The sequence below is a fragment of the Nostoc sp. genome (assembly GCF_036917355.1).
In the GTDB taxonomy this organism is placed as follows: Bacteria; Cyanobacteriota; Cyanobacteriia; order Cyanobacteriales; family Nostocaceae; genus Nostoc.
Genome location: NZ_JBALDP010000075.1, coordinates 17,876 through 40,785 on the forward strand (window position 1 = coordinate 17,876; position 22,910 = coordinate 40,785).

The 22,910-nt window shown below is 40.0% G+C and carries 17 protein-coding genes and 1 tRNA gene; 13 read left to right on the forward strand and 5 right to left on the reverse strand.

Features of this window, described 5'->3' with window-relative positions; all coding sequences use genetic code 11:
* Positions 1-3: 3 nt before the first annotated feature.
* Together V7K53_RS24715 and V7K53_RS24720 are read right to left on the reverse strand one after the other, a co-directional pair.
* Positions 4-3,054, reverse strand: a complete 3,051-nt coding sequence (locus V7K53_RS24715; protein WP_335200172.1) for an ATP-binding protein — start codon at positions 3,052-3,054, stop codon at positions 4-6.
* Between the two features lie 502 nt (positions 3,055-3,556).
* Positions 3,557-3,769: a plasmid partition protein ParG gene (locus V7K53_RS24720; RefSeq protein WP_335200174.1), complete on the reverse strand. Its 213-nt coding sequence runs from the start codon at positions 3,767-3,769 to the stop codon at positions 3,557-3,559.
* Between the two features lie 209 nt (positions 3,770-3,978).
* On the opposite strand from V7K53_RS24720, the gene V7K53_RS24725 reads away from it, so the two are divergent.
* From V7K53_RS24725 to V7K53_RS24755, 7 genes are all read left to right on the forward strand, one after another.
* Positions 3,979-4,530: a hypothetical protein gene (locus V7K53_RS24725; RefSeq protein WP_335200175.1), complete on the forward strand. Its 552-nt coding sequence runs from the start codon at positions 3,979-3,981 to the stop codon at positions 4,528-4,530.
* Positions 4,527-4,862, forward strand: coding sequence for a helix-turn-helix domain-containing protein (locus V7K53_RS24730; protein WP_335093533.1), 336 nt, complete (start codon positions 4,527-4,529; stop codon positions 4,860-4,862). Before V7K53_RS24725 ends, V7K53_RS24730 begins: the two co-directional genes overlap by 4 nt.
* A gap of 167 nt (positions 4,863-5,029) precedes the next feature.
* Positions 5,030-5,854 (forward strand): pentapeptide repeat-containing protein, encoded by an 825-nt coding sequence (locus V7K53_RS24735; protein ID WP_335200176.1) that lies wholly within the window; start codon positions 5,030-5,032, stop codon positions 5,852-5,854.
* Positions 5,855-6,426: 572 nt separating this feature from the next.
* Positions 6,427-9,165, forward strand: a complete 2,739-nt coding sequence (locus V7K53_RS24740) for a DDE-type integrase/transposase/recombinase (RefSeq protein WP_335200177.1) — start codon at positions 6,427-6,429, stop codon at positions 9,163-9,165.
* The gene (locus V7K53_RS24745) at positions 9,162-10,289 is read left to right on the forward strand and encodes an ATP-binding protein (protein WP_335200179.1); all 1,128 of its coding nucleotides are present in this window, start codon (positions 9,162-9,164) and stop codon (positions 10,287-10,289) included. Before V7K53_RS24740 ends, V7K53_RS24745 begins: the two co-directional genes overlap by 4 nt.
* Positions 10,279-11,889 (forward strand): TniQ family protein, encoded by a 1,611-nt coding sequence (locus tag V7K53_RS24750; protein WP_335200180.1) that lies wholly within the window; start codon positions 10,279-10,281, stop codon positions 11,887-11,889. Before V7K53_RS24745 ends, V7K53_RS24750 begins: the two co-directional genes overlap by 11 nt.
* A gap of 290 nt (positions 11,890-12,179) precedes the next feature.
* Positions 12,180-13,574: a TniQ family protein gene (locus V7K53_RS24755; RefSeq protein WP_335200181.1), complete on the forward strand. Its 1,395-nt coding sequence runs from the start codon at positions 12,180-12,182 to the stop codon at positions 13,572-13,574.
* A 157-nt stretch (positions 13,575-13,731) separates the two neighbouring features.
* Here V7K53_RS24755 and V7K53_RS24760 read toward each other — a convergent pair.
* Positions 13,732-13,803, reverse strand: a tRNA-Val gene (locus V7K53_RS24760).
* Between the two features lie 345 nt (positions 13,804-14,148).
* Positions 14,149-14,637: a DUF1499 domain-containing protein gene (locus tag V7K53_RS24765; RefSeq protein ID WP_335200182.1), complete on the reverse strand. Its 489-nt coding sequence runs from the start codon at positions 14,635-14,637 to the stop codon at positions 14,149-14,151.
* 322 nt (positions 14,638-14,959) lie between these two features.
* On the opposite strand from V7K53_RS24765, the gene V7K53_RS24770 reads away from it, so the two are divergent.
* From V7K53_RS24770 to opcA, 6 genes are all read left to right on the forward strand, one after another.
* Positions 14,960-15,091 carry a hypothetical protein gene (locus V7K53_RS24770; protein ID WP_335200183.1) on the forward strand — a complete coding sequence of 44 codons (132 nt, stop codon included), beginning with the start codon at positions 14,960-14,962 and terminating at the stop codon, positions 15,089-15,091.
* Positions 15,088-15,351, forward strand: a complete 264-nt coding sequence (locus V7K53_RS24775) for a hypothetical protein (protein WP_335200184.1) — start codon at positions 15,088-15,090, stop codon at positions 15,349-15,351. Before V7K53_RS24770 ends, V7K53_RS24775 begins: the two co-directional genes overlap by 4 nt.
* Before the next feature lie 324 nt (positions 15,352-15,675).
* Positions 15,676-16,725 carry a class 1 fructose-bisphosphatase gene (fbp, locus tag V7K53_RS24780; RefSeq protein ID WP_094347243.1) on the forward strand — a complete coding sequence of 350 codons (1,050 nt, stop codon included), beginning with the start codon at positions 15,676-15,678 and terminating at the stop codon, positions 16,723-16,725.
* A gap of 285 nt (positions 16,726-17,010) precedes the next feature.
* Positions 17,011-18,156, forward strand: coding sequence for a transaldolase (gene tal / locus V7K53_RS24785; protein WP_335200185.1), 1,146 nt, complete (start codon positions 17,011-17,013; stop codon positions 18,154-18,156).
* Between the two features lie 125 nt (positions 18,157-18,281).
* Complete coding sequence (zwf, locus tag V7K53_RS24790; protein WP_335200186.1) at positions 18,282-19,811, forward strand: glucose-6-phosphate dehydrogenase; 1,530 nt, start codon at positions 18,282-18,284, stop codon at positions 19,809-19,811.
* A gap of 161 nt (positions 19,812-19,972) precedes the next feature.
* Positions 19,973-21,346, forward strand: coding sequence for a glucose-6-phosphate dehydrogenase assembly protein OpcA (gene opcA / locus V7K53_RS24795; RefSeq protein ID WP_335200187.1), 1,374 nt, complete (start codon positions 19,973-19,975; stop codon positions 21,344-21,346).
* Between the two features lie 659 nt (positions 21,347-22,005).
* Here the strand turns inward: opcA and V7K53_RS24800 are convergent.
* On the reverse strand, positions 22,006-22,653 hold the full coding sequence (locus V7K53_RS24800; protein WP_335200188.1) for a response regulator transcription factor: 648 nt from the start codon (positions 22,651-22,653) through the stop codon (positions 22,006-22,008).
* Between the last annotated feature and the right edge of the window lie 257 nt (positions 22,654-22,910).

Below are 22,910 nucleotides of genomic sequence, written 5' to 3' on the forward strand. Positions count from 1 at the left end.
TTTTTAACACGCCTCTGCATAAGCTTCTACAAAAGCTGCACCAGTAGCAAATCTGGCTAGCTTTTCTGTTATCTTTTCTGGTTCATCTGTGTTCAGTTCTAGCCCACTTGCGTAGGTTAAGGTAAAAGTTATTTCTAAATGAGTTTCAGAAGCTGCTCGTAATTGAGGTTGCAAGAAATCTTTAATCGGTTGAGCATCACTCACCTGTCCGGCAAACTCGATACTGAAACTACTACTATTCGTGGTTTCATATTCAGCAGATAGTTTTACTTGTTTATCTGCACCCGACACAGTGTTAATCACACCAAGCAGCTTAAATCCATCACTACCATCAAAAACCCTTAAACTGAGCAGACTAATTTTCTTAATTTGGGCGCTGCGTGCATCTTCCCAAATTTTGGTTAAAGCTTCCCGTAATGGTGCTTCTGCTTTAAAAACATTCGGATGAGGTAGTAATGGTACAGGAACTTTTACAGAGTCTTTAGTAGTATCAACGCGATAACTACCAGTTTTTTCTCCTACTTTGGATGTGGTAGGCTGATTACCTTCATCAGAATTATTATCTGTGTCAGCATCTATTGCCTCACTCGGTTTTGTGACAACGGGACGAGGCCAAATCCCATGCTCCTTAGCATAAGTTGATGTGAAAACAATCGATTGCTCATCAATTTTAATTTCGGCGTAGGGGTCGCCATTTCCTAACAGTAAATCTCCACTTTGATAAACATAAACTCCCTCCTCTATTCCTAATCGCACCAATTTAATAAATGGATCATCACTAACCATGATGGGAAAACGAGGGTTTTGACGGAACTCTGCTCTGAGTTCAGCCGTGCTGATTTGTCCTTTTTTTAAAGAAGTCAGATCCTTGACAAAATTTGGAGCAGGAGGAGGACTATTAGGCGGAAGTAATTTTTGATTGTCAATCAGTGCTTTGATAATTCCCTGCTGTCCATTCCCTGGTTTTTCGGAAGCCGAAGGTAAATCAAAGGCTGTATGAGCTAAATCAACATTTGCTCCATCTAGGCGATTGCGAGATGGATAAAAAAGATGACGATAACACTGCTGAATAATAATTGCTAATTCTTGTTCAGACTTTTTGTAAAGTTCGTTAACTTTCTCTTGCTGGTGTTCTGGTAATTGTGCCAAACGGTCAGGCGATCGCATTCCATCTAATGCCAACCGATAAAGCATCTTATTCTTCATCTCATCACGAGTGGCATCGTCAGCAACCAGAAACACTAAATTATTCAGTAATTGACGGAATTTTCCTTGATTACCTTGATTGCGGTAAATATTTTCTACCAACTGCGGTACTGTCACCGCCTCATTACGAACTGTTTCAGCGTCATAACTAATCAGTACCAGATTCGGTCTGCCATCGCTCACATCATCTGCTACATCGTAAGCTCCACCTGCAAAACGGATTAAATTAAAAGTTTTTCCCGTAAAAATGGTACGAATATGGTCTTGTAATAAATTTCTTGCCTCGTTAGTATCCACCTGCTTTGTCTGGCGGCGAATGAGAACACCAAGGTTGACTTCCGTTAAAAACCGTAAGGGAGCGGCTGGACGGTCATCTAGATAGGCAGATTCAGCAATAAACCTTTGACGGGCATCATTGATAAAACTGATATCCAAACCAGAGGCAAGGATGGCGTAACGCAGATTTACCTCGTCAACACCTTGTAAATTGTCATTAAATGCAAAGCTATTCCAAAGAATGTTTCGAGCGACAAAAGAAGCATAGGGAGCTAAACCCGCATACCATTTAGCATCTAACTGTTGTGCTAAAGAAGTTTCTTTTTCTGTTGCTGCTACATCATTTTGGATTACAGGGTCAAACCTCCCTAATTCCAGACGGGTGGTAATCTCATCTCGAATGGGAATATAGCCTGGATTAACGTGATGTAAATGAATAGCGTAGGTATTTGCAGGTTGTTCTTGCCAAAGATGAGCAATGGTTCGTGTCAGTAACCTCAACATTCCTCTGACACGCTGAAAAGTACTCACAGTAGAGAGTTTATCTGTGAGTAAATCTATCAACGCCGGATGAAAAGGAAAACCACTACGAAAATCGGCCAGTTTGTCTGCATTCAGCCGTTCAATTGGTAAATGACTGCGATGGTTAATCCATAACTGTTCATAATTAGCAATTACTTCCTCGGCTGCATTTTCATCAATGTAAGAAAATAATCTGCGACGCAAAACCTGTACAGTTTCTTGTTCTGTAGTTGGGTTTAAAAGTGTGGCTACTCGCCCTGCAACTTTAGTTGCTTCATCAAGCTGTTCCGCTACAAATTCATTTTCTTGAGAATAAGCATCTGTCGCTTTCCCTTCCTTACCAACTGCTAAAGTAAAGACCACACAAGCTTTTGCTGAAGAACTTACAGCTTTAAATAAAGCAGTCAAAAAAGGTGTTAGTTGGTCTTGTTCTTTTCTACCTTTAATTTTGCGTAAATATATAGATAATTCATCAAGCAATATTAATACTGGCTCATTGCCAAATAATTCTTGAATCGTAGCCGCACCAGGAGCAACTTTTTCGATATCGCTTTGACGGACTTTCTCATATCCAGCCACCCCAGCTAAACCATACGCTAGTTCTCCCCAAGGCGTGTAAGCCCTCAAACCGTTGCCAAGAGGTCTACCGTTAACTGAATCTGCGTTTTCTCCATCAAAAGCAGCCAGTCGAACTGTGGTTGTGGGGACAAGTTCAGGGTCAATAAATTCCTGAATATTAGCTACACCTTTCATTCCCTGTGCGGCGTGAGTTAAAGCAATCAAACTATGAGTTTTACCGCCACCGTATTGAGTATCTAAACGCAGCACGGGAGAACCACCTACACCTTGTAGTCTTTGACAAACAGTTTTTAATAATGCTTTTAACCCTTGAGTGGGGTGAGTATTGGCAAAGAATTTGTTTGGTACAGCATATTCTGGTGGTGCTGTACCATTAATGACCTGCGCTAAATCTGCCGCAAAATCAGATTCTCGAATATCTCCTTTTAATATGTCAGGGCAAGGGCTACAAATTTCAAATAAGGTTTTCATTGCAATCAGCAGCGGCATTAGTTGCTACATATTAACCTTATGTTTGTAAAAATATGCTTGCGTATATTCCCTTATAAAATTCATAACCACTAATATTTGCTACTTAAGTACTTTGCGATTATCTATAGCTTGTCATCGCTTCATAAAAAACCTACTTAAATACAGCCCAAATTATTAGCATTACTGTTTTAACAATTCTTAATTAGCCAAAAACAATTCACTAGCTTGAAGAAGAAGGCTTGTTGTGTTGCTTTTGTCTTATGTCCCAAATTTAGAGTTTAGCTAAATTACTGAGTATTTACTCACCAAAAGTTATAAATTTTACTGTATGACAAGTACTAACATTAGTACAAAAAATAGTACTTAATGATACTTGTAAAGATGTAGAAAGCAATATCCAACTATGAATTGCTTTCTCTAAGTACTTTCTCTACTTCTCTAACGATACATTTGTTTCAAGTAAAAACCATTCAACTGAGTTTAAAGGGACGAAACCCTTTCATTAATCCCCCTTCCCTTTATTAGTTGAGGAATTTTCGTCCTCAGCGTCTAGCCATGCTCGAATTAACTCAAGTGCCTTCTGACTCATCGTGGTTCGATGCTTGGCACAGGCAATCTTGAATCTGGTTCTCTCAGCCTCCGGCAGAAAAACTCGGAAATTTACTGTCTTGTCTTCTTCTGACACAACTGCCCTATCAACACGAATTAGCCTCATTGTGGCATTTGCTTTGTTCAGATCAAATACGGCAGTTAGCCCAGTTGCGGCAACTGACCCAGTTGGTTTATCCTAATTTCCATAGTCTATTTGCAACATTTAGACTTCACTGCTGAACTTGACTAACCAAAAAAAATACCAAAAGCCAGCGCCCAACTTTCCACGGCTGACGCTGGCTTATGGTTTCCCCATTCAAGGAGATTTTATCTATGGTAAAACCTGTGAGCGCTCAACGCGATCGCTTAGATACTTATCAACAGGCTTTAGATGACTTTGGCATTACAGAGCTACTATCACGGTTAAGCAATTTTTCCGATCCAGATTTTGATGCAGCATACTTGGTGGAGAAACAAGAGCTAGAGAACCTAGTAGCCATACTCATCCAAAGGCTAACTCATAGCCTCGAAGATAATCTAATTGTCAGTTATTTAAGTGCCATTCAGCAAGGCAAATCAGATTCACTGTTGAGCCAAATTAATGTCAAAATTCCGCCGCCGTCGATTGAGTTACCAAGCCATTTCCCAAACGTCGAAACACCTCGCTTTTTGTACGGCGACAAACTACGGTGGGTTTCGTCTGATGATCGCACAGATTGGGGGATTGCGATCGGGAGATTCTACAGCTTTGCACCTCATCGCTGCTGTTGGATGTGGCGCTACCTAATTTGGTTAGCTAAAGATAGCCCCAGCGCAGCCTGGACAGTTGCAGACACTGCTTGGGAAGAAGACTTGGAGCCTTTAGCATCAGAAAAAGGTCTATGAAAAATGCTCGTCCTTTAACAGAGCGAGAGCAACAACTAATTCAACTCTACGCCAACTGTGAACTAGGAATGACTCCTCGGCAGTTTTACTCCAAGTGGCAGGTAAACTACGAAATACTTGCCTTGATTTGTTCGCGATCGCTTCCTACGGTGCAACGCTGGTTTAGAAGAGGTCACAACTATCGGCCTCCGCTAACACTAGACTTACGTAATCTTGCTTTAATGGATTTCTTGCTAGAGCATTTTGAACAGATTCCTCCTAATCTCTTGAACAAGCTTTGTTCCTCAAGCCAAACTCAGCAAGACTCTCAAACAACTAACTCCCAAAGCTAGGTCAAGTGAGGAAAGTAGACTCATATTTTAATCTAAATGTCAATATAATTCTGATATTTTTTTACTAGCCATTCTTTATTAGGATGGCTATTGTTTAATCCTAGTTGAAGAGGGATTTACTGTGAATCCTCTTAAAACAACAGAGAAATTAAAGATTAAAGTTTTTTATGCTTTCTAATCCTAGTGAACTTGTAGCAAAACTTCTAGACATAGATGAAAGAGAATTTTGGAGAGTATGTTTACCTGGAGCGCAGCTTCAAGGAAAAGACCTAAGCGGAGTAGACTGGTATGGCGGAAATATGAGCAAAGCCTGTCTAGATGGTGCGAATTTACAGAAAGCTGTTTTATCTCAATGTAAGCTGACGGAAGCATCTTTTAAAGGGGCCTTACTCACAGAGGCGTGTTTCAGAGCCGCAGACTTGAGAGGAGCATTTTTTCAGGGCGCTGATTTGAGAGAAGCAGATTTTGTGAATGCAAATTTGACTAACGCCAACTTAGCAGGCGCTGATTTGAGAGGGGCAGACCTTTCTGGTGCAAAACTTAATGGGGCTAACTTGTGTGGCGCAATATTGGATGGAGCAAAAATACCTGGAAAATTTGTTAATAACCAAGGTATTCCGTTCAATCCAAATTGGCGAATTTACCATTGGGAAGGGCTAAGGTTTCGCTCGAAGAACGAAATAGAAATTGCAAAAGCGCTTGATGAGGCTGGTGTTCTCTTTTTACCCCTTTGCCTAACTCGGCTCAATACGCCAACAGGTAGACGTAATCTAGAACCTGACTTTCTAGTTTGCCATCACGGTAAATGGGGCCTTATGGAAGTTGATGGCCCCTACCACACTCCATTGACACGAGTAGACGAACAAGAGCGAGAACGCTTTTTTCAGCATCATGGCATCAGAGTAATTCAGCGCTTTGATGCTAAAAGCTGTGAGGAGAAACCCCATGAAGTGGTTAGGGAATTTCTCCAATTAATTGAAAAAATGCACTAGTACTTCGATCTAGGCATTAATTAACCTGTAATTAAGCAATAATTATAACTGGATAAAATTAAATAGCTGATCTTAAGCGGCTTTTTTATAAGTTTGTGACAGATGGGCATTTCTAATAAATATTTTTAACCTTGATTTTCTATAAATAAGTTAAAGATCGAAAACATTACACACTGCTTTTAATTTTAGGTTCTATTACAGTCCAAACGGACACAGTTTTTGACAACCTTACTAGATAAGGATATTTCTTCAGAAATATCCTAAATCATGAAACGCTGTAAACCTTGCTATTTAAGGATTTTTATACCTCAGATGTGTTTACTATAAATTTTAATTTCTGGATATCCAGAAATTTGGTACTTACCGTACAGCAATATAGTAAAAAGTTTTATATGGTATTTATTTTTTAAAGTTAAATGAAAACATAATCACAAATCATTTTGGATTTTTAATTGAATAATTATCTCCAGCAGCTAATTTTCATTGTTTGTAAAAAAATATGTATTTCTTTTGACTAAGATAAAAAATAAACATATAAAAATAATTGCAAGATGTATTTAGCATAAACAATAATGCTTGATCTAAAAGAGTTAAAAAACTTTTATCTAAAATTAGGCATATCACACCAAGCTCAAAAGGTAATAGAAACTATACGCTCATCTGAACCATTACGGAAAGTTAAGGGTAATGCTAGAAATATCTCTGGAAACTATCCCAGTCTAAAGATGGGTAGAACGATCCAATTTGAGTCACATCAAGTTGAACTTATAGCAATTAAATTATTTTATGAGTACGATGATGATGTTTATGAATATTGGGATCAGGCATTTCAATTTCCTATAAAATACAAAGCTAATAGTGGAAAAAATATTACGACTGCCCACATCCCAGATTTTTTTGTTATCCGAAAAAATTCAGTTGGTTTTGAAGAATGGAAACCAGAGATTACATTGGAAAATCTTGCTATTAAACAGTCTAACCGCTATTCTCGAACAGATGATGATTTATGGCATAGTCCACCTGCTGAAGAATATGCACAAAAGCTAGGTGTCTATTACCGTCTTCGCTCAAATATAGAAATCGATTGGATTAAATACCGCAATATTCAGTATTTAAGAGGATATCTTGATAAACAATATATAGTAAGTGATGAAATTGCTAATATAATTATTGCTGTTGTTACTTTAAACCCAGGAATCACCTTTGATCAACTACGAGAAGAAGCTAAGGTTGCTAGCGTTGATGATATTAATGCACTAATTGCAACTAATAATATTTATATTGACCTCTCAGCTACTCCTTTAATAGAGCAAGAACGAGTTCATATATTTCGGGATAAAGTAACGGCTGAAGCTTACGCCATAGCAGTTCATTCTCGTTCTAATACAGTCACGCATAGCTTGCAAGTTATTGATGTGCAGGTAGGTCTATCAATTATTTGGGATAGTAAAGTTTTCACCATTAAGACAATGGGGGAAACAAAAATTTGGTTGAGTGGAGATGATGTCTTAGTTTCGCTAGCTCATGCCGAATTTCACAAGCTTGTTGAGCATGGTGAGATAAAAGGAATTGCTTCACAACTACAAGAACAACCCAGCATTAATTCCACCGGATGGGAATACTTTCTCCAAGCTTCTCCAGAAACTTTGAGCAAAGCCAACAAACGCTATCAATCAATTGTTTCTTACCTGCGTGGAGACACAATTGAAGTATCAAGCATATCCGAACGCACAATTAGAGACTGGAAAGCCAAGTTCAAAAAAGCTAAGGAGAAGTACGGCTGCGGCTTGATTGGGCTTATTGACCAAAAAAAAGGAAATTCTATTTCCAGATACTCAAGTGACACCTGGGAATTCATCGACAAGATTATTAAAGAAGAATATGAAACCTTTAAACAGAAAAATGTCTGGGCCACCTACGAACACTTGAAAGATCAGTGGGAAGAAGAAGGAATTTTAGAACCTATTCCCAGCCATACTACTTTTTATGAAAGGGTTAAACAGCATTCGGGTTACAAACAAACTAAAAATCGAGAGGGTTCTCGCGCTGCTAATCAAAAATTACCGCCTTTCAAACTGGAGTTTAGTACACCTCGCCACGGCGATCGCCCCTTCGAGATTGTACATATCGACCATACATTGCTTGATATTGAAATTGTGTGTGGATACACAGATATGAAGCTTGGTAGGCCTTGGGTAACGGCAATGATTGATGCCTACACTCGGCGCATCTTAGCTGTTTACATCACTTTTGACGCACCTAGCTACCGTTCCTGCATGATGGTAATGCGAATATGTGTACAGCGCTTCGGACGCTTTCCTGAAACTATAGTGGTTGATAACGGCAAAGAATTTAAGAGCATTTACTTTGATACTCTTTTAGCTCGGTTTGAATGCTGTAAAAAGCACCGGCCCCCAGATATGCCCAAGTTTAGTTCCATCATTGAGCGCTGGTTTGGTACAAATAATACACAATTCATCAATAACTTAAGAGGTAACACCCAGATTACGAAGCATATTCGTCTAGTTAAAAAGGCAAATAACCCCAAAAATCTAGCAGTCTGGACACTTGATGAATTTTATGAATACTTTGCTAATGGGTATTGTTACAGTGTTTACGAACAAAAGAAGCATCCAGCACTAGAAGGGTTTTCTCCCTTTGAAGCCTTTGCTGCGGGACTCGCACATAGTGGCTCTCGCCCTCATCAGAAAATAATTTATGACGAGCAATTCCGTATTTTGACTCTACCATCAGTACCTAAAGGGACAGCAAAAGTTCAACCTGCTACCGGAGTGAGAATTAATTACCAAGATTACTGGTCTATAGATGATTCCTTTCTCCGACCAGATATCGAAGGTAAGCAAGTGCCAGTACGTTATGACCCCTTTGATTATGCAACTGCTTATGCCTATGTTCAAGGACATTGGGTACGTTGTATTTCCAAGCATTACAACAGATTTCAAGGCCACTCAGAACGCGAAGTCATGATTGCCACTATGATCTCAACGCGAAAGAGACAGATTCATGGGAAAAAAATAGGATCTAAAGTTGAGGAAATAGCTCATCTTTTAAAAGATGCAGAGGCACATGAGGAACTGTTACTACAACGCCAACGCGATTTAGCGGCTAAAGGTGTTCGTGACTTAATCGAAAACAAGCCAGCTTACACAACCTCTCTCTCTAAAAGCGACGAATTAAAAGACAGGAATGATTTGCCAGATAATAATTTTACTGGTACTAATTCTGTGGATATAAAAAACAATAATTTGCCCTATATCAAGCCATATGATGATAGGGAGCTATGGCAATGACAAATCAGCGCCCATTCGCCTTAGAACTTTTGGAAAAACCATCCTCAGTCAAGTTGAAATACTTTAAAGATATTACTGTCCCTCATAGAAATTTGAAAGAAATATTGGCTCAACTAATAACAAATATTTTAGAGCCAGCCGATACATCATTGTTTCTCATTTTTGGTGTAACTGGAGTTGGTAAAACTACCTTAAGGTTACGACTCGAAAAAATTTTGTTAGAATTATTCTTAGAAGATTTGTTCTTGAATCCCGGCCAGATTGCTGTGGCAGGTGTAGAGGTAGCTTCTCCAGCACAGGGAAAATTTAACCACCAAGATTATTACATACGTGTTTTAGAAGTTCTTAATGAAGTATTAATTAGTTATAAAGTTGTCTATGATATTAGCGCTTCCAAAGATAATAATGGACAACCGATAAAAATTTCAGGCAATAACTCGCAAGCATTACGTCGAGCAATGGAAAAAGTTTTTCTCAATCGGCAATTGAGAGCCTTTACAATAGATGAGGCTCAACACTTATTTGCAACGGCAGGTGCTCATCAGTTATTGAACCAAATGAACTGGATTAAGTCCATTGCTAATCTCACAAAGACAGTACATATTTTATTTGGAACATATGAATTACTAAACTGTTCTACGATCAATGGACAGGTGGGCAGACGTAGCCAAGATATTCATCTTAGTCGTTATCACAAAGAGTTAGAACAAGATATTACTGAGTACAGTAGGATTATACAAACTTTTCAACGTCATCTTCCAGTCCTTAATGAACCGCAGCTTGAAAAGCATTCTGATTATCTTCTTGATTACTCCCTAGGCTGTGTTGGAATTCTTAAAAGCTGGTTGATTCGTGCTCTCAATATTGCTATTGAAAAAAATGAAAATACTTTAACAAAAAACCATCTGCAACAAGCTGAATTATCTTTAGTACGACGTAAACAAATCTGCGAAGAGGCAAAAGCTGGCGAGAAACGTTTTACAGAATCGTTCATAAATAATGAAGGTTCTGATACTTTTACTTCACAACAAAACCGAGCTACTGCCTCAAAATCAACTCATCGAGGTGTAGGTGAGCGCAAACCACAGCGAGATCAAGTAGGAGTCAATTCTTATGACAGTTAGTTTAAATATTATTGATGAGCTATGGGATTTAGAAAAGCCAATCTTCCCACCGCGAACCCATTTATTCTGTTTACAGCCAATAAGTATAGGAACACCTTATGTAGAGAGCCTAGCAAGTTATGTAGCTAGGCTTGCTGAAGCTCATTCTGTTACTACAGGAAAATTAATTACTCATGAAATTATACCTTGCGAAAAAGTTAAATATATGCAAAAATCTTTGCCTATCAAATTGAGTTCCACTGGTTTTAAAAAGATCATTCGTTGTTTAAAATTATGGAGCGGTACTGGAAAAGAAACAAAATTTTTTATAGAAAAACTTCAAAGTCTAATAGGAAGAAAAAACTTACATTTTTTAACTATGCTTACTTTCTCTGAAGTTATACCAAATAAGTATTTATTCCGAGAATGCAAAGCTTGGTGTCCAGTATGTTATCAGAATTGGCGTACATCATGCATATACGATCCTTTAATTTGGACTTTAAAAGTATTTACTATTTGCCCCTACCATTGTCAAATACTACAGACTCACTGTCCTAAGTGTCATAAAACAAATCCCTTTCTTGATGCGAATTATCGCCCTGGTTACTGCTCAAAATGCAGCCAATGGCTAGGAAGTTATAAATTTAATGAATCTCTTGCTAATCAAAATGTATCAAAAGAGGAAGTAAAGTGGCAAATATGGGTATTTGATAATGTTGGAGATTTGCTAAAAAAAGCACCTTTTTTTTCATCTATTCTTACTAGAAATAGAATTAAAACATTAATAGCTATATGTATTGATAAAGCTACAAAAGGTAATAAAAAGACCTTTGCTAAATTGCTTGGCAAGAGTGAGGGTTCTGTAAAAAGATGGTGTAATGGAGGGCAAATTCCCAACTTACATACCCTTTTACAAATTTGTTATTTTTCTAATGTATCATTACTCGTTTTATTCACTGTACCCTTAACTATTCTAGGGAGTAATAATGTTGCCAACAACGAAGAAAGTTTAGTAAATGAAACACTTCAGGATAAAGCTGAGAAAAATTTGATTATTTTAGATAGAGAAAAGCAATTTTTAAATGATCTGAATTTAATTGAACAAGCTTTAAAAGGAGCTTTGCATGAGTATCCTCCACCTTCATTGAAAATGCTAAGAGAACGTTTAGGATTAACAAGAAATCAAATATTTTATGAGTATTTTTCAGATTTATCTTATCAAGTATCTAGTTATTATAGCCAATACTGTAAATGCATTAAACAGCAAAGAGTACGCAGTTTAGTTTTAGCAGAAATAGGTAAAAATGAATATCCACCACCAACATTAGAACTAGTTGTTACACGAATAAAGTTAAGCTATTCAGTTTTATATAAAGCTTGTCCTGATTTATGCCAGATGATTGTAAAAAGAGCTTTTCAGTACCGTCATTTACGAGCAATTCAACGGGTAGAAAAACATTGTGAACAAGTGCGCTGCGCTGTTTTGATACTTCATGAAAGAGGAATTAATCCGAATCTAAACGCTGTAAAGAAATGTTTAATACAACCATTGATTTTGCTAAATCCAATAGTTGTATCTACATTATATGAAATGAGACATGAACTAGGTTACGAGGAATGAATTTATAAAAATATAACATTTTTCAATTTATACTATATATAAATTATTACAAATACATATTATTAATACTTGTTAATGCTAAAAAACTTTATTATGCGCTCTAATAATTTGTTTTGTTAGTAGTAAAATTTATTATCAATTTGAGCTAATTTTCCTTAACAAGTAACTAATATAGATACTTAAGAATATTTACTTATAGAAATTGGCTAATAAACAAATGATGTATAACATAACAATTATTTAAGAAGAAGTAAAATAATAAATTTATAGTTTATTCAGAGTAGAGTTATATGATACCTGAGCCACAGAGTATTCATGAATTGTGGGATTTAGAGAAACCAATAATTCCAGAACGTAGTTGCCTTCATCATCTAAATCCAGTAGGTGTTGGGTCTCCATTGGTGGAAAGTTTAACAAGCTATGTTTCTCGTCTGGCAAAATCTCACAATGTATTTCTGGGGGTGTTAATTTCCAGAGAACTTGCGCCGTTAATAGAAAAAGTATATGTTAAAACCAGCGCTGGCATGGGTTTACGTGCTTTGTTTAACCGTGCTACAGCTTTAAACGGCACAGGAATTATGGCTAAGGATTTTGTGCAAGCACTTGAAAAACTAACTTTGCAAAAAAACTTACAGTTTCTTACCTTGCTTTTTTGGGCAGATGTTATTCTACCAAAAGAGTTGTTTCGAGATAATAAAAGCTGGTGTTCAGTTTGTTATCAAGAGTGGAATTTATTGCAAAAAGAAATTTATGACCCTTTGCTTTGGACAATAAGTATAGTTAAATTTTGTCCTCAGCATAATAAATTCCTTTGTGAGCGGTGTCCTAACTGTCAGCAAAAAATATCACTCCTGACTTGGAAAACTCAACCAGGATACTGCTCAAATTGTGGTGGATGGTTGGGTAAAAATTCATCTACCACTTCATATATTGAATCTCCTGACAGCAAATATTTGTCTAAAAAGGAGTTGCAGTGGGAAACTTGGGTAGCACAGGTCATTGGAGAATTAATTGCTAGTACTCCATATTTGGCATCTGCACCACCAAAAGAAAACATTGCCAAATCTCTTGGTAGAGCTATAGAGATAGTAACGGATGGTAATATAGCTGCTTTTGCTAGCCTAGTTGAACTACCAAAAAATACAGTATGGATGTGGCAAAAAGGGAAAGCTTTACCGCAAGTTGATCTCCTTCTAAAAATCTGCCACTTTCTCGGAGTAAGCTTATTAGATTTTCTAACATCAGAAGATATTGGTAATTTGATTAAGACAATCTTAAACCCGTCTCAACAGCGATCGCGTAGGACAAGAATATCCCCGAAATCATTTGACTACGAGCAAGTGCAAGATGCTTTAGTAGCCGTGCTTGCAAATGACGAGATCCCACCATTAACAATGAAAGAAGTTGCTCAACGTCTTGGATACGATAGAAGAACCATTTTTCAACATTTTCCGGAATTATGCCGTGATATTTCCGCCAAATACCTTAATTACCGCAAAGCATTACGTTTGAAAAATATAGAACTGTCTTGCAAAGAAGTTCAAGAAATTGCAGTCATACTGTGCAACAAGGGAGTATATCCTACAGAAAAGCTTGTATCTAAGTCAATGACTAAGCCTGGATACTTAAGATACAAAGGAGTCCGTGCTACATTGCAGCAAGCACAAAGTAATTTTCCTGGATAGGCAGATTTAGAACTCAATCGGGTGAAAACATGGTTTGATTCAATATCCACTTTTTCAAGCATAAGTTTGCCGCAGGAGTTTTCAAGCATAATGTTGCCGTTGCGGCAAACTTATGCTTGAAATTACACATATAATTTGCGAATGTACAATAAATAAATGGGCGATACTGGATTTGAACCAGTGACCCCATCCGTGTGAAGGATGTGCGCTACCACTGTGCTAATCGCCCAAGGCTCTTTATATTAACATAATTTACTAATACTAAATAGCAACGTAAGTTAAAATGACAAAGCCTTACTTGCTGCGCCTACGCAATTGAAGTTATTCTTCATCATTGCCGTATGTCACGCAAGGACTGTCAATTATAAGTGCTGGCTCAAATGAATTGCAGAAAATGACCGTAGAACAATTAACCCCAAATTCGTCAGGGTGAATGCACGTTATCGCTTCTTCTACTAAAGCATGGAAAGCACAATCATTGCAGATAGTCTGACATTTCTCCACTAAGTATAAATTTTTAAATGGGATTGCGATCGCACTTCTATCAGTTAAATAAGAACAAGTAGCAACAAAATCAAATGTTTAAATCGCGTAGAGCCAGACGAATTTGCTCGACTCGTCTGCGGTTGACACCAAGATCGGATTCTCCTACGCGAGAAGCCGATCGCAGATGAATTACTGACTCATTAGGAGGTAAATAAAATTCTACATCATCAACAAATTGGAAAATACGGCTTTTAGAAAGAGCGTGGATGTAATTATCTGTTTGTTCTACAATTTCTGTACGCGGAACAACACCGATAACTTTTAGTAAGATTTCTCTAGCTGCATTGCGGTCTACATGATAAGCAATCGGGTCGATAGCGTGTTTTTCATCTGCGTTTTGACTGACAACACAGTTGTCTGAAGCCGGACAAGAACTAAGATGACCATTATCAACTCCCAAGCTAGAAGCAGCCCAAGTAGCCCCAGGAAGTATTAAACTACTAATCAAAGTTAAGAGTATTGCAAAAGCGATACTCCGTAAGAATCGCTGCCGGAATGCTGTTAGCAGACGGGACATGATAAATTTACTCCTTTTGTTCGATTATTTTGAGTGAGTACTGCGAATTGCTGGTTCGCTCTACAGATTATCATCTATCCAGCCACACTCTGAGTTTGGGCAATCACAATGTAGCCGCGCCGACCAGTCCCTTAGACTTCTTGCAGAAGTCGGGAAAAGGGTAAGGGGGAAAGGTAAAGGTTTTGTATTTTCCCCTTCCCCTTTAACCTTTTCCCTTTTCCGACGAGAGTGCAAAAAGCACTTTTGCAAGAGGTGCCTTGTGCTATTGTTGCTGCCAATAAGGGAATCAAGCCTAAAAAGTGACCAACAATTCAGATTTCCATTGACTACGAACCCAAAATCATTAACAGGGGTTGCAACTGCATTCCCTGGTGATTCCAGCTTTGACTCGGAAGAATTGGCTGGTATCGGCTTTGTTGTGGCCAATATTAGAAAGTTTGATGGTTTTAGATGAATATAGGAATAATCCAGCCTTACAGTAACGGGTTTTTAGAAGTTGTACCAGAGAGCGATTATTGGCAGATTGCAGCTATACACATCAATGGCCAAGCCTACTGCCCTACTCCTCAGCTTTATCGTTCAGAAAAAGTGGCATTAGCAAAAGCAACACAAATTTATGATTGGATAGCTGACCACGAACACCAAATCAGTGATGAGGCTTACTACTGCTCTGAATTGAACCTCATCCTCTGGCAGCAACCAAAAGTATCTTAGTTAACTAGGGAGATTGCTTGCCTTGGGCAAATCTGATAGTAGTTTCGTATTAATGTTTCAGAGTAAAGCTATAGTCCCTGCCGCAAATATGGGGATTTTAGTTTGTGGATAGGATGTGTAGGCATACCCGCCCGCTTGAGAAAGTCGTGTTCAGTCGAAGTAGCTAGGCTCTGGATGCAGGGGTAACTGAAGATTCATTTCTTTAGTTTATCTAAAGTCGCATCTAAGTTATCAAATTACCTTTCTAAGATAGAAGCAGCAACTATAAGTTGCTATAGATGACTAAAACCCAATTAACAGCTAGTGGCTGCGGAGAACATAAAAATGACTAAAGCGCCGGAATCTTTAGACTTATCTGCCTACGATGCTACAGACAGAGCCTTAGATCGTGACTGTACAACTTTATCCCGTCACGTCCTCCAACAACTTCAGAGTTTTTCGCCAGATGCACAGGATTTAAGTGCGCTGATGAATCGCATCGCCCTGGCCGGAAAACTGGTGGCTCGTCGTATGAGTCGCGCTGGTTTAATGGAAGGCGTTCTGGGATTTACTGGGGAAGTTAATGTCCAAGGCGAATCCGTCAAAAAGATGGATGTCTATGCCAATGATGTATTTATCTCAGTGTTTAAGCAAAGCGGCTTAGTCTGTCGCCTCGCGTCTGAGGAAATGGAAAATCCCTATTACATCCCGGAAAATTGCCCCATTGGGCGCTATACCCTGCTGTATGACCCAATTGATGGCTCATCCAACACTGATAATAATCTCAGCTTAGGTTCCATTTTCGCCATTCGCCAACAAGAAGGAACTGATAGCGATGGTAAGGCAACTGACCTCCTCACCAACGGACGTAAGCAGCTTGCTGCCGGATATATCCTGTATGGGCCTTGCACAATGCTGGTTTATACTATAGGTAAGGGCGTTCATTCCTTTGTTCTCGATCCCAGCTTAGGAGAGTTTATTCTCACAGAAGAAAATATCCGCATTCCTAACCACGGGTCTGTTTACAGCGTGAACGAGGGTAACTTTTGGCAGTGGGAAGAATCAATTCGAGAATACATCCGCTACGTTCACCGCACAGAAGGCTACAGCGCTCGTTATAGCGGCGCAATGGTGAGCGACATCCATAGAATTTTGGTTCAAGGCGGCGTGTTTCTCTACCCAGGCACAATTCAAAACCCTGAAGGAAAATTACGCTTGCTTTATGAAACTGCTCCTCTCGCCTTTTTAATTGAGCAAGCAGGTGGCCGTGCTACTACAGGACTGGTAAATATCTTGGATGTGGTGCCAAAAAAACTGCATCAGCGCACGCCTTTAATTATTGGTAGCAAAGAGGATGTTGCAAAGGTGGAGTCTTTTATTCAAAACGGACACTAGAAGACAATTCGTAATTACTGTTACGTAAGGGTTTTAGACGTTTTATAAGAGTGACTTATTTCCTCCATGCCGTACTCTCATCTGCCATTAATTAAACGTTAATCATGGTGATTTAGGATTGGGAATGCAAAATAGCGCTTTTTGAAGATCAATTAAGGATTATCTCAGCTGGCCGATGCAATAAGTAATTGGCAACGCCACAATTCAAAAGTAACCATCAATATTTGATGCGTTTTGCCAAATTTACTTAGAAGCATCACTATACAGGAGTGAAATAAACTAGCTATGTCTACCAATCATCTACTAGAAATTAACCAATACGGTCAAAGTATCTGGATGGATAATTTGACCCGTGACATTATTCAATCAGGTGAACTCAAAGACATGGTTGAAAATCAAGGAATCTCTGGGATTACTTCTAACCCAGCGATCTTTGAAAAAGCGATCGCTGGTAACGTTATTTATGATGCCGATATCGAAGCCGGAGTTCGGGCTAACTTACCCATAGACAAAATTTACGAATCCCTAGTTTTTGCAGACATCCGTAATGCCTGTGATATTTTACGCCCTGTTTATGAAGCCTCGAATAGACTAGATGGTTATGTGAGTATTGAAGTTCCACCAACCATTGCCCATGATACTGAAGCAACCATAACCGAAGCCCGACGCTATTTCCAAGAAATTGGTCGGGAAAATCTGATGATTAAAATTCCTGGTACAGAACCTGGTTTGCCAGCAGTAGAACAGGTAATATCCGAAGGGATGAATGTTAATATTACGCTGCTGTTTTCTGTAGAAAGCTATATAAACACAGCAATGGCTTATATTCGGGGCTTAGAAAAACGGGTGGCTGAAGGTAAGGACATTAGTAAAATTGCTTCAGTCGCTAGCTTCTTCCTCAGCCGGATCGATAGCAACATTGATGGCAAGATTGATGCTAAGTTGAAAAAAGGCGTTGATGATATTGCTGTGGAAGCAAAGCTAAGAGCTGTTAAAGGGAAAGTAGCGATCGCTAACGCTAAGATTGCGTATCAAGAATACAAGAAAATCATTAGAAGCGAGCGTTGGCAAGATTTGGCAGCAAAAGGGGCTACAGTACAACGGCTACTTTGGGCTAGCACTAGCACCAAAGACCCCAACTACAGAGACGTGATGTATATCGAAGAGTTGGTCGGCCATGATACCGTCAACACCGTACCACCAGCGACCATTAAAGCTTGTGCCGATCATTGTAACGTAAGCGATCGCTTAGAAACAGATTTAGATAATGCTTACACGCTGATCGAAAACCTCAAAGATCCCGACATCAACATCGATCTCGATAACGTCATGGATGAACTGTTAGTCGATGGTATTGACAAATTTATCCAGCCCTTCCAGTCCTTGATGAACTCTTTAGAAGACAAGATCAAGGTATTGTCACCAGTGTAGGGAACAGAAGAGGGAAAAAGGTTAAAGGGTAAATGGTAAAGGTATAGTTCTTCCCCTTTCCCCCTTCCCCTTTCCCCCTTTCCCTTTCCCCAATCCTAGTACCAAATCTAAAATCCAAAATTCCTATGGTTAGTCTGCTAGAAAATCCCTTACGCGTTGGTCTGCAACAACAAGGGATGCCCGAACCCCAGATTATAGTCATTTTTGGCGCTTCTGGCGATCTCACCTGGCGCAAACTAGTGCCAGCACTTTACAAATTGCGGCGAGAACGGCGTATTCCCCCAGAAACGACCATTGTCGGTGTGGCACGTCGAGAATGGAGCCACGAATACTTCCGCGAACAAATGCAAAAGGGCATGGAAGAAGCACATGCCGATGTCGATTTAGGGGAACTATGGCAAGATTTTTCCCAAGGTCTGTTCTATAGCCCTGGGGATATAGACAACCCCGAAGGCTACCAGAAACTAAAAAACTTATTGAGTGAATTAGACGAAAAACGGGGCACGCGAGGTAATCGCATGTTCTACCTCTCGGTTGCCCCTTCATTCTTTCCTGAAGCTATTAAGCAGCTAGGAAGCGCCGGGATGCTAGAAGATCCTTACAAACATCGTCTAGTAGTTGAAAAACCCTTTGGTAGAGACTTGGCTTCTGCTCAGAGTCTTAACCAAGTGGTACAGAAATATTGTAAAGAAAACCAAGTATACCGCATTGACCACTACTTGGGTAAAGAAACAGTCCAGAATTTGCTGGTGTTTCGCTTTGCCAATGCGATTTTTGAACCGTTGTGGAATCGTCAATTTGTTGACCACGTGCAAATTACCGTGGCAGAAACCGTGGGAGTGGAAGACCGGGCTGGTTACTATGAAAGTGCCGGCGCACTACGGGATATGTTGCAAAACCATTTAATGCAACTTTACTGTCTAACGGCAATGGAAGCACCCAACGCAATGGATGCCGATAGCATCCGCACAGAAAAAGTGAAGGTACTCCAAGCTACTCGTTTAGCTGATGTTCACAATCTGTCGCGGTCAGCAGTACGCGGTCAGTATAGTGCTGGCTGGATGAAGGGTCAAGCAGTACCAGGGTATCGGACAGAACCAGGCGTTGCTCCCAACTCCACCACACCGACCTACGTCGCTATGAAGTTTTTGGTAGATAACTGGCGCTGGAAAGGTGTTCCTTTCTACCTGCGTACAGGGAAGCGGATGCCGAAAAAAGTCAGCGAGATTGCCATTCACTTCCGCGAAGTTCCATCTCGGATGTTCCAATCTGCCGCCCAACAGACAAACGCCAATATTTTGACGATGCGGATTCAGCCAAATGAAGGTATTTCCCTGCGTTTTGATGTGAAAATGCCGGGTGCAGAATTCCGTACTCGTTCCGTTGACATGGACTTTAGTTATGGTTCCTTTGGCATCCAAGCCACATCTGATGCCTACGATCGCTTATTCCTTGATTGTATGATGGGCGATCAAACTTTGTTCACCCGCGCGGATGAAGTAGAAGCCGCTTGGCAGGTAGTAACGCCAGCCCTTTCCGTTTGGGATGCACCCGCCGACGCCAATACTATTCCCCAATATGAAGCTGGAACCTGGGAACCAACAGAAGCAGAATTCTTAATTAACCAGGATGGCCGTCGCTGGCGCAGACTTTAGAAAGTTAGGAGTGATGAGTTAATAGTTAGGAGTAATAAATTATGAGTTTTTGAGTTAATAATTCAGTTATTCTAACTCCTAACTCCTAACTCCCAACTCTTAACTCCTAACTTCTAACTGCTAACTGATTCACCAAACAAAGCTGACAACTCAAAACTACTATGGCTCCCCAAGCTTCTACAATTTATTCACTTCAGGCGCCAAAAGATATTTCGCTTAACGAAATAGAAGCGGAACTTAATCAAATTTGGCAAAGTTACGGCATTACTGGCGAGGATGGTGGGCTTCCTGCTGCCACTCGCGCCACAACATTTACCTTAGTGGTTTACGAACCCGAAGAAACCCAGTATCTTTTGGCTACTTTGGGATTTTACAACGGCCCGCTTGACGGGATTTTAGGGCCTCAGATGGTAGCTGCCTTGCGGCAAGTGCAGAGAAAATATGCACTACCAGATACTGGAACAGCAACACCTGAAACTCTGGCTATCTTGAGAGAAGAATTCATCAAACGTCAAGGAAACGGCGCTGCGGGAGACAATGCTTCTATTGAACTTCCGAGCTTAAATGCCCCCAGCCCCAGAATTGCTGATGAAATCGCCCTCCGCAACCCCTGCCGGATCATCGCGCTATTTCCGATTACTGGCGAAGATGAAGGAGTTAAGGCTCAGGTTTCTGCCTATTGCCCCATCCAAAAGCAATCGTCAAGCACACTAATTTGCTGCGAATACATCACTCTCAGTGGAACTGCTGCTGCCTTAGAACGCATCGGTGGTATGATTCCAGAATTGTTGATTGGTGGCTTACCAAAGTTTCTCTGGTGGAAAGCAACGCCAGACCCCAACAACACTCTATTCAAACGGCTGTCAGCTGTCTGCAATAATGTGATTGTAGATTCTTGCCGCTTTAACGAGCCAGAAAGTGACTTACTCCGCCTGCAAGAATTGGTGGACAGTGGTGTTCCCCTAGCTGACCTCAACTGGCGTCGCCTCTCAGCATGGCAGGAATTGACAGCTGAAGCTTACGACTCACCTCATCGTCGGGCTGCCCTGCGGGAAGTTGACCGAGTAACTATTGATTACGAAAAAGGCAACCCCGCACAAGCGCTGCTGTTTTTGGGTTGGTTGGCAAGTCGTTTAGGATGGCAGCCAGTTTCGTATAAAAAGGAAACCGGAGATTATGACATCACTCGCATTCACTTTATTGCCCAAGACCAACGGGAAATAGAAACCGAATTAGCGGGCGTTCCCCTTGCTGATGTGGGTGAGATTGCTGGCGACTTGATTGCTTTGCGCCTCAGTTCGACCAATCCGAAGGCAGACTGTGGTACAGTAATTTGCTCGGAAACTGGTGGTTGTATGCGAATGGAAACCCACGGCGGCGCTCAATCTGCCGGTCTGTTTCAACAGGTGACTTCACTTTCAGAACAAAAGGCGGAAGCTTTGCTGAGTCAGCAGGTACAACGCTGGGGTCGTGAGTCGCTTTTTGAAGAAAGTTTGGGAGTGACAGCGAATATTTTCAAATTGGAAACAAACTAGTATCCCAAGGCGGAATTCCAAAGTTAACACTGAGCAAAGTCGAAGTGTCAAAATTCAAAATCAATACACCGTAAGTGTTTCATTGATTTTAAATGGTTGCTTTATTTCCGCCTACTACTCTGGCAAGGCAACAATGCTTGGTTTTTAGTGAGCGCTAAAGCGCTCAAGTTAAGGACTAAAATCCTAACTACAAACTTATGCATCTATCAAAGTTGGTCTGGTGGACTACTAGTTAGCTTCACCTGAAAAAAATAAAAGTTACTACAATTGGAAAAATCAAACACAAACTCTTCAGATTTTTGGATATGTCAATAATCTGGAGGGTTTTTCTATTTTCCTTGGTTTTTTGAACCAGATACCAAAGACCTGATTTATCGCGTCTCTTGCCTTAACCGAGAGCTATTGCCCCCTACCAGGCTGCAACTTTAATGCATCGACCTACAACTTTGATGCATCGACCTACAACTTTAATGCATCGACCTACAACTTTGATGCATTGACCTGCAACTTTGATGTATCGACTTGCACCTTTAATGCATCGACTTGCACCTTTAATGCATTGACTTGCAAAAATTAATTAGCCTACTCTTGTCAAAATCAATTATTTTAAAACTTTGCAATATAAAATATTCAAAAGTAACTAAGTTGATTCACCAATACTAAACACATCCAACTCGCACTGCTGTAGTTGCAGCCTCAGTGCGGTTCGTTACCCCTAACTTATTTAATACCTGGCTGACATGATGTCTGATGGTAGAAGGACTCAGTTTCATGCGTTGAGCGATCGCGTCATTACTCAATCCTAAAGCCAGTAGTGCTAAGACTTCTTGCTGTCGCTTGCTTAGTTCGTAGACAAGTTGAGATGACGGTTTGCTTGGTTGCAGCAAAGCCTGAATCACCTCTGCTGCCAACATAGACCGACCGATCGCAGCGGCTCGTATGGCATCCGCCAACTCATCAATCGAGATACCTTTGAGCAGGTAGCCAATGGCTCCGGCTTGCATTGCTTGCTGTACCAAGTCATTCGCTAGAAAACTCGTCAAAATTAAAACTTGAATTTCTGGGTATTTTTTGCGGATAGCTCTTGTTGCTTCTGCCCCATTCATCCCCACCATCATTAAATCCATCAGCACCACATCTGGCTGCAACTGTTCGCACAAATGTACTGCCTCATCTCCATTACGCGCTTCACCCACTAATTCCATGTCATCAAACGCCAGCAAGAGAAATTTAATACCTCCCCGCAGGATTTCATGATCGTCAACAGTAATCACCCGAATCGGTTTCAATGATTTATCTTTTTCCATATATAAATCCGGGCAATTAAAACTATTTTTAATACATTTACATTACACGATCGTTTGATTTCCAGTATTTATACGTGATATTCTTAATCTTTAATTTTTTATTTACCGCCACTCAATCGCGCAAAAATCACACAATATAATATGTAAACTTATCTTTTCTAACCCTCTTCTGTCACTTTCCGAGTATTCTGAATAAAAGGATTAAAAGAAAAAACTCTGGAAGGTAAGCAGGGCAATGGATGTAGAATTACAAATCC

What these genes read in the sequence shown, in the direction of transcription:
- V7K53_RS24715 (WP_335200172.1), bottom strand. Translation starts at nt 3,054, where the DNA reads ATGAAAACCTTATTTGAAATTTGTAGCCCTTGCCCTGACATATTAAAA.
- V7K53_RS24720 (WP_335200174.1), bottom strand. Translation starts at nt 3,769, where the DNA reads ATGAGGCTAATTCGTGTTGATAGGGCAGTTGTGTCAGAAGAAGACAAG.
- V7K53_RS24725 (WP_335200175.1), top strand. Translation starts at nt 3,979, where the DNA reads ATGGTAAAACCTGTGAGCGCTCAACGCGATCGCTTAGATACTTATCAA.
- V7K53_RS24730 (WP_335093533.1), top strand. Translation starts at nt 4,527, where the DNA reads ATGAAAAATGCTCGTCCTTTAACAGAGCGAGAGCAACAACTAATTCAA.
- V7K53_RS24735 (WP_335200176.1), top strand. Translation starts at nt 5,030, where the DNA reads ATGCTTTCTAATCCTAGTGAACTTGTAGCAAAACTTCTAGACATAGAT.
- V7K53_RS24740 (WP_335200177.1), top strand. Translation starts at nt 6,427, where the DNA reads ATGCTTGATCTAAAAGAGTTAAAAAACTTTTATCTAAAATTAGGCATA.
- V7K53_RS24745 (WP_335200179.1), top strand. Translation starts at nt 9,162, where the DNA reads ATGACAAATCAGCGCCCATTCGCCTTAGAACTTTTGGAAAAACCATCC.
- V7K53_RS24750 (WP_335200180.1), top strand. Translation starts at nt 10,279, where the DNA reads ATGACAGTTAGTTTAAATATTATTGATGAGCTATGGGATTTAGAAAAG.
- V7K53_RS24755 (WP_335200181.1), top strand. Translation starts at nt 12,180, where the DNA reads ATGATACCTGAGCCACAGAGTATTCATGAATTGTGGGATTTAGAGAAA.
- V7K53_RS24765 (WP_335200182.1), bottom strand. Translation starts at nt 14,637, where the DNA reads ATGTCCCGTCTGCTAACAGCATTCCGGCAGCGATTCTTACGGAGTATC.
- V7K53_RS24775 (WP_335200184.1), top strand. Translation starts at nt 15,088, where the DNA reads ATGAATATAGGAATAATCCAGCCTTACAGTAACGGGTTTTTAGAAGTT.
- fbp (WP_094347243.1), top strand. Translation starts at nt 15,676, where the DNA reads ATGACTAAAGCGCCGGAATCTTTAGACTTATCTGCCTACGATGCTACA.
- tal (WP_335200185.1), top strand. Translation starts at nt 17,011, where the DNA reads ATGTCTACCAATCATCTACTAGAAATTAACCAATACGGTCAAAGTATC.
- zwf (WP_335200186.1), top strand. Translation starts at nt 18,282, where the DNA reads ATGGTTAGTCTGCTAGAAAATCCCTTACGCGTTGGTCTGCAACAACAA.
- opcA (WP_335200187.1), top strand. Translation starts at nt 19,973, where the DNA reads ATGGCTCCCCAAGCTTCTACAATTTATTCACTTCAGGCGCCAAAAGAT.
- V7K53_RS24800 (WP_335200188.1), bottom strand. Translation starts at nt 22,653, where the DNA reads ATGGAAAAAGATAAATCATTGAAACCGATTCGGGTGATTACTGTTGAC.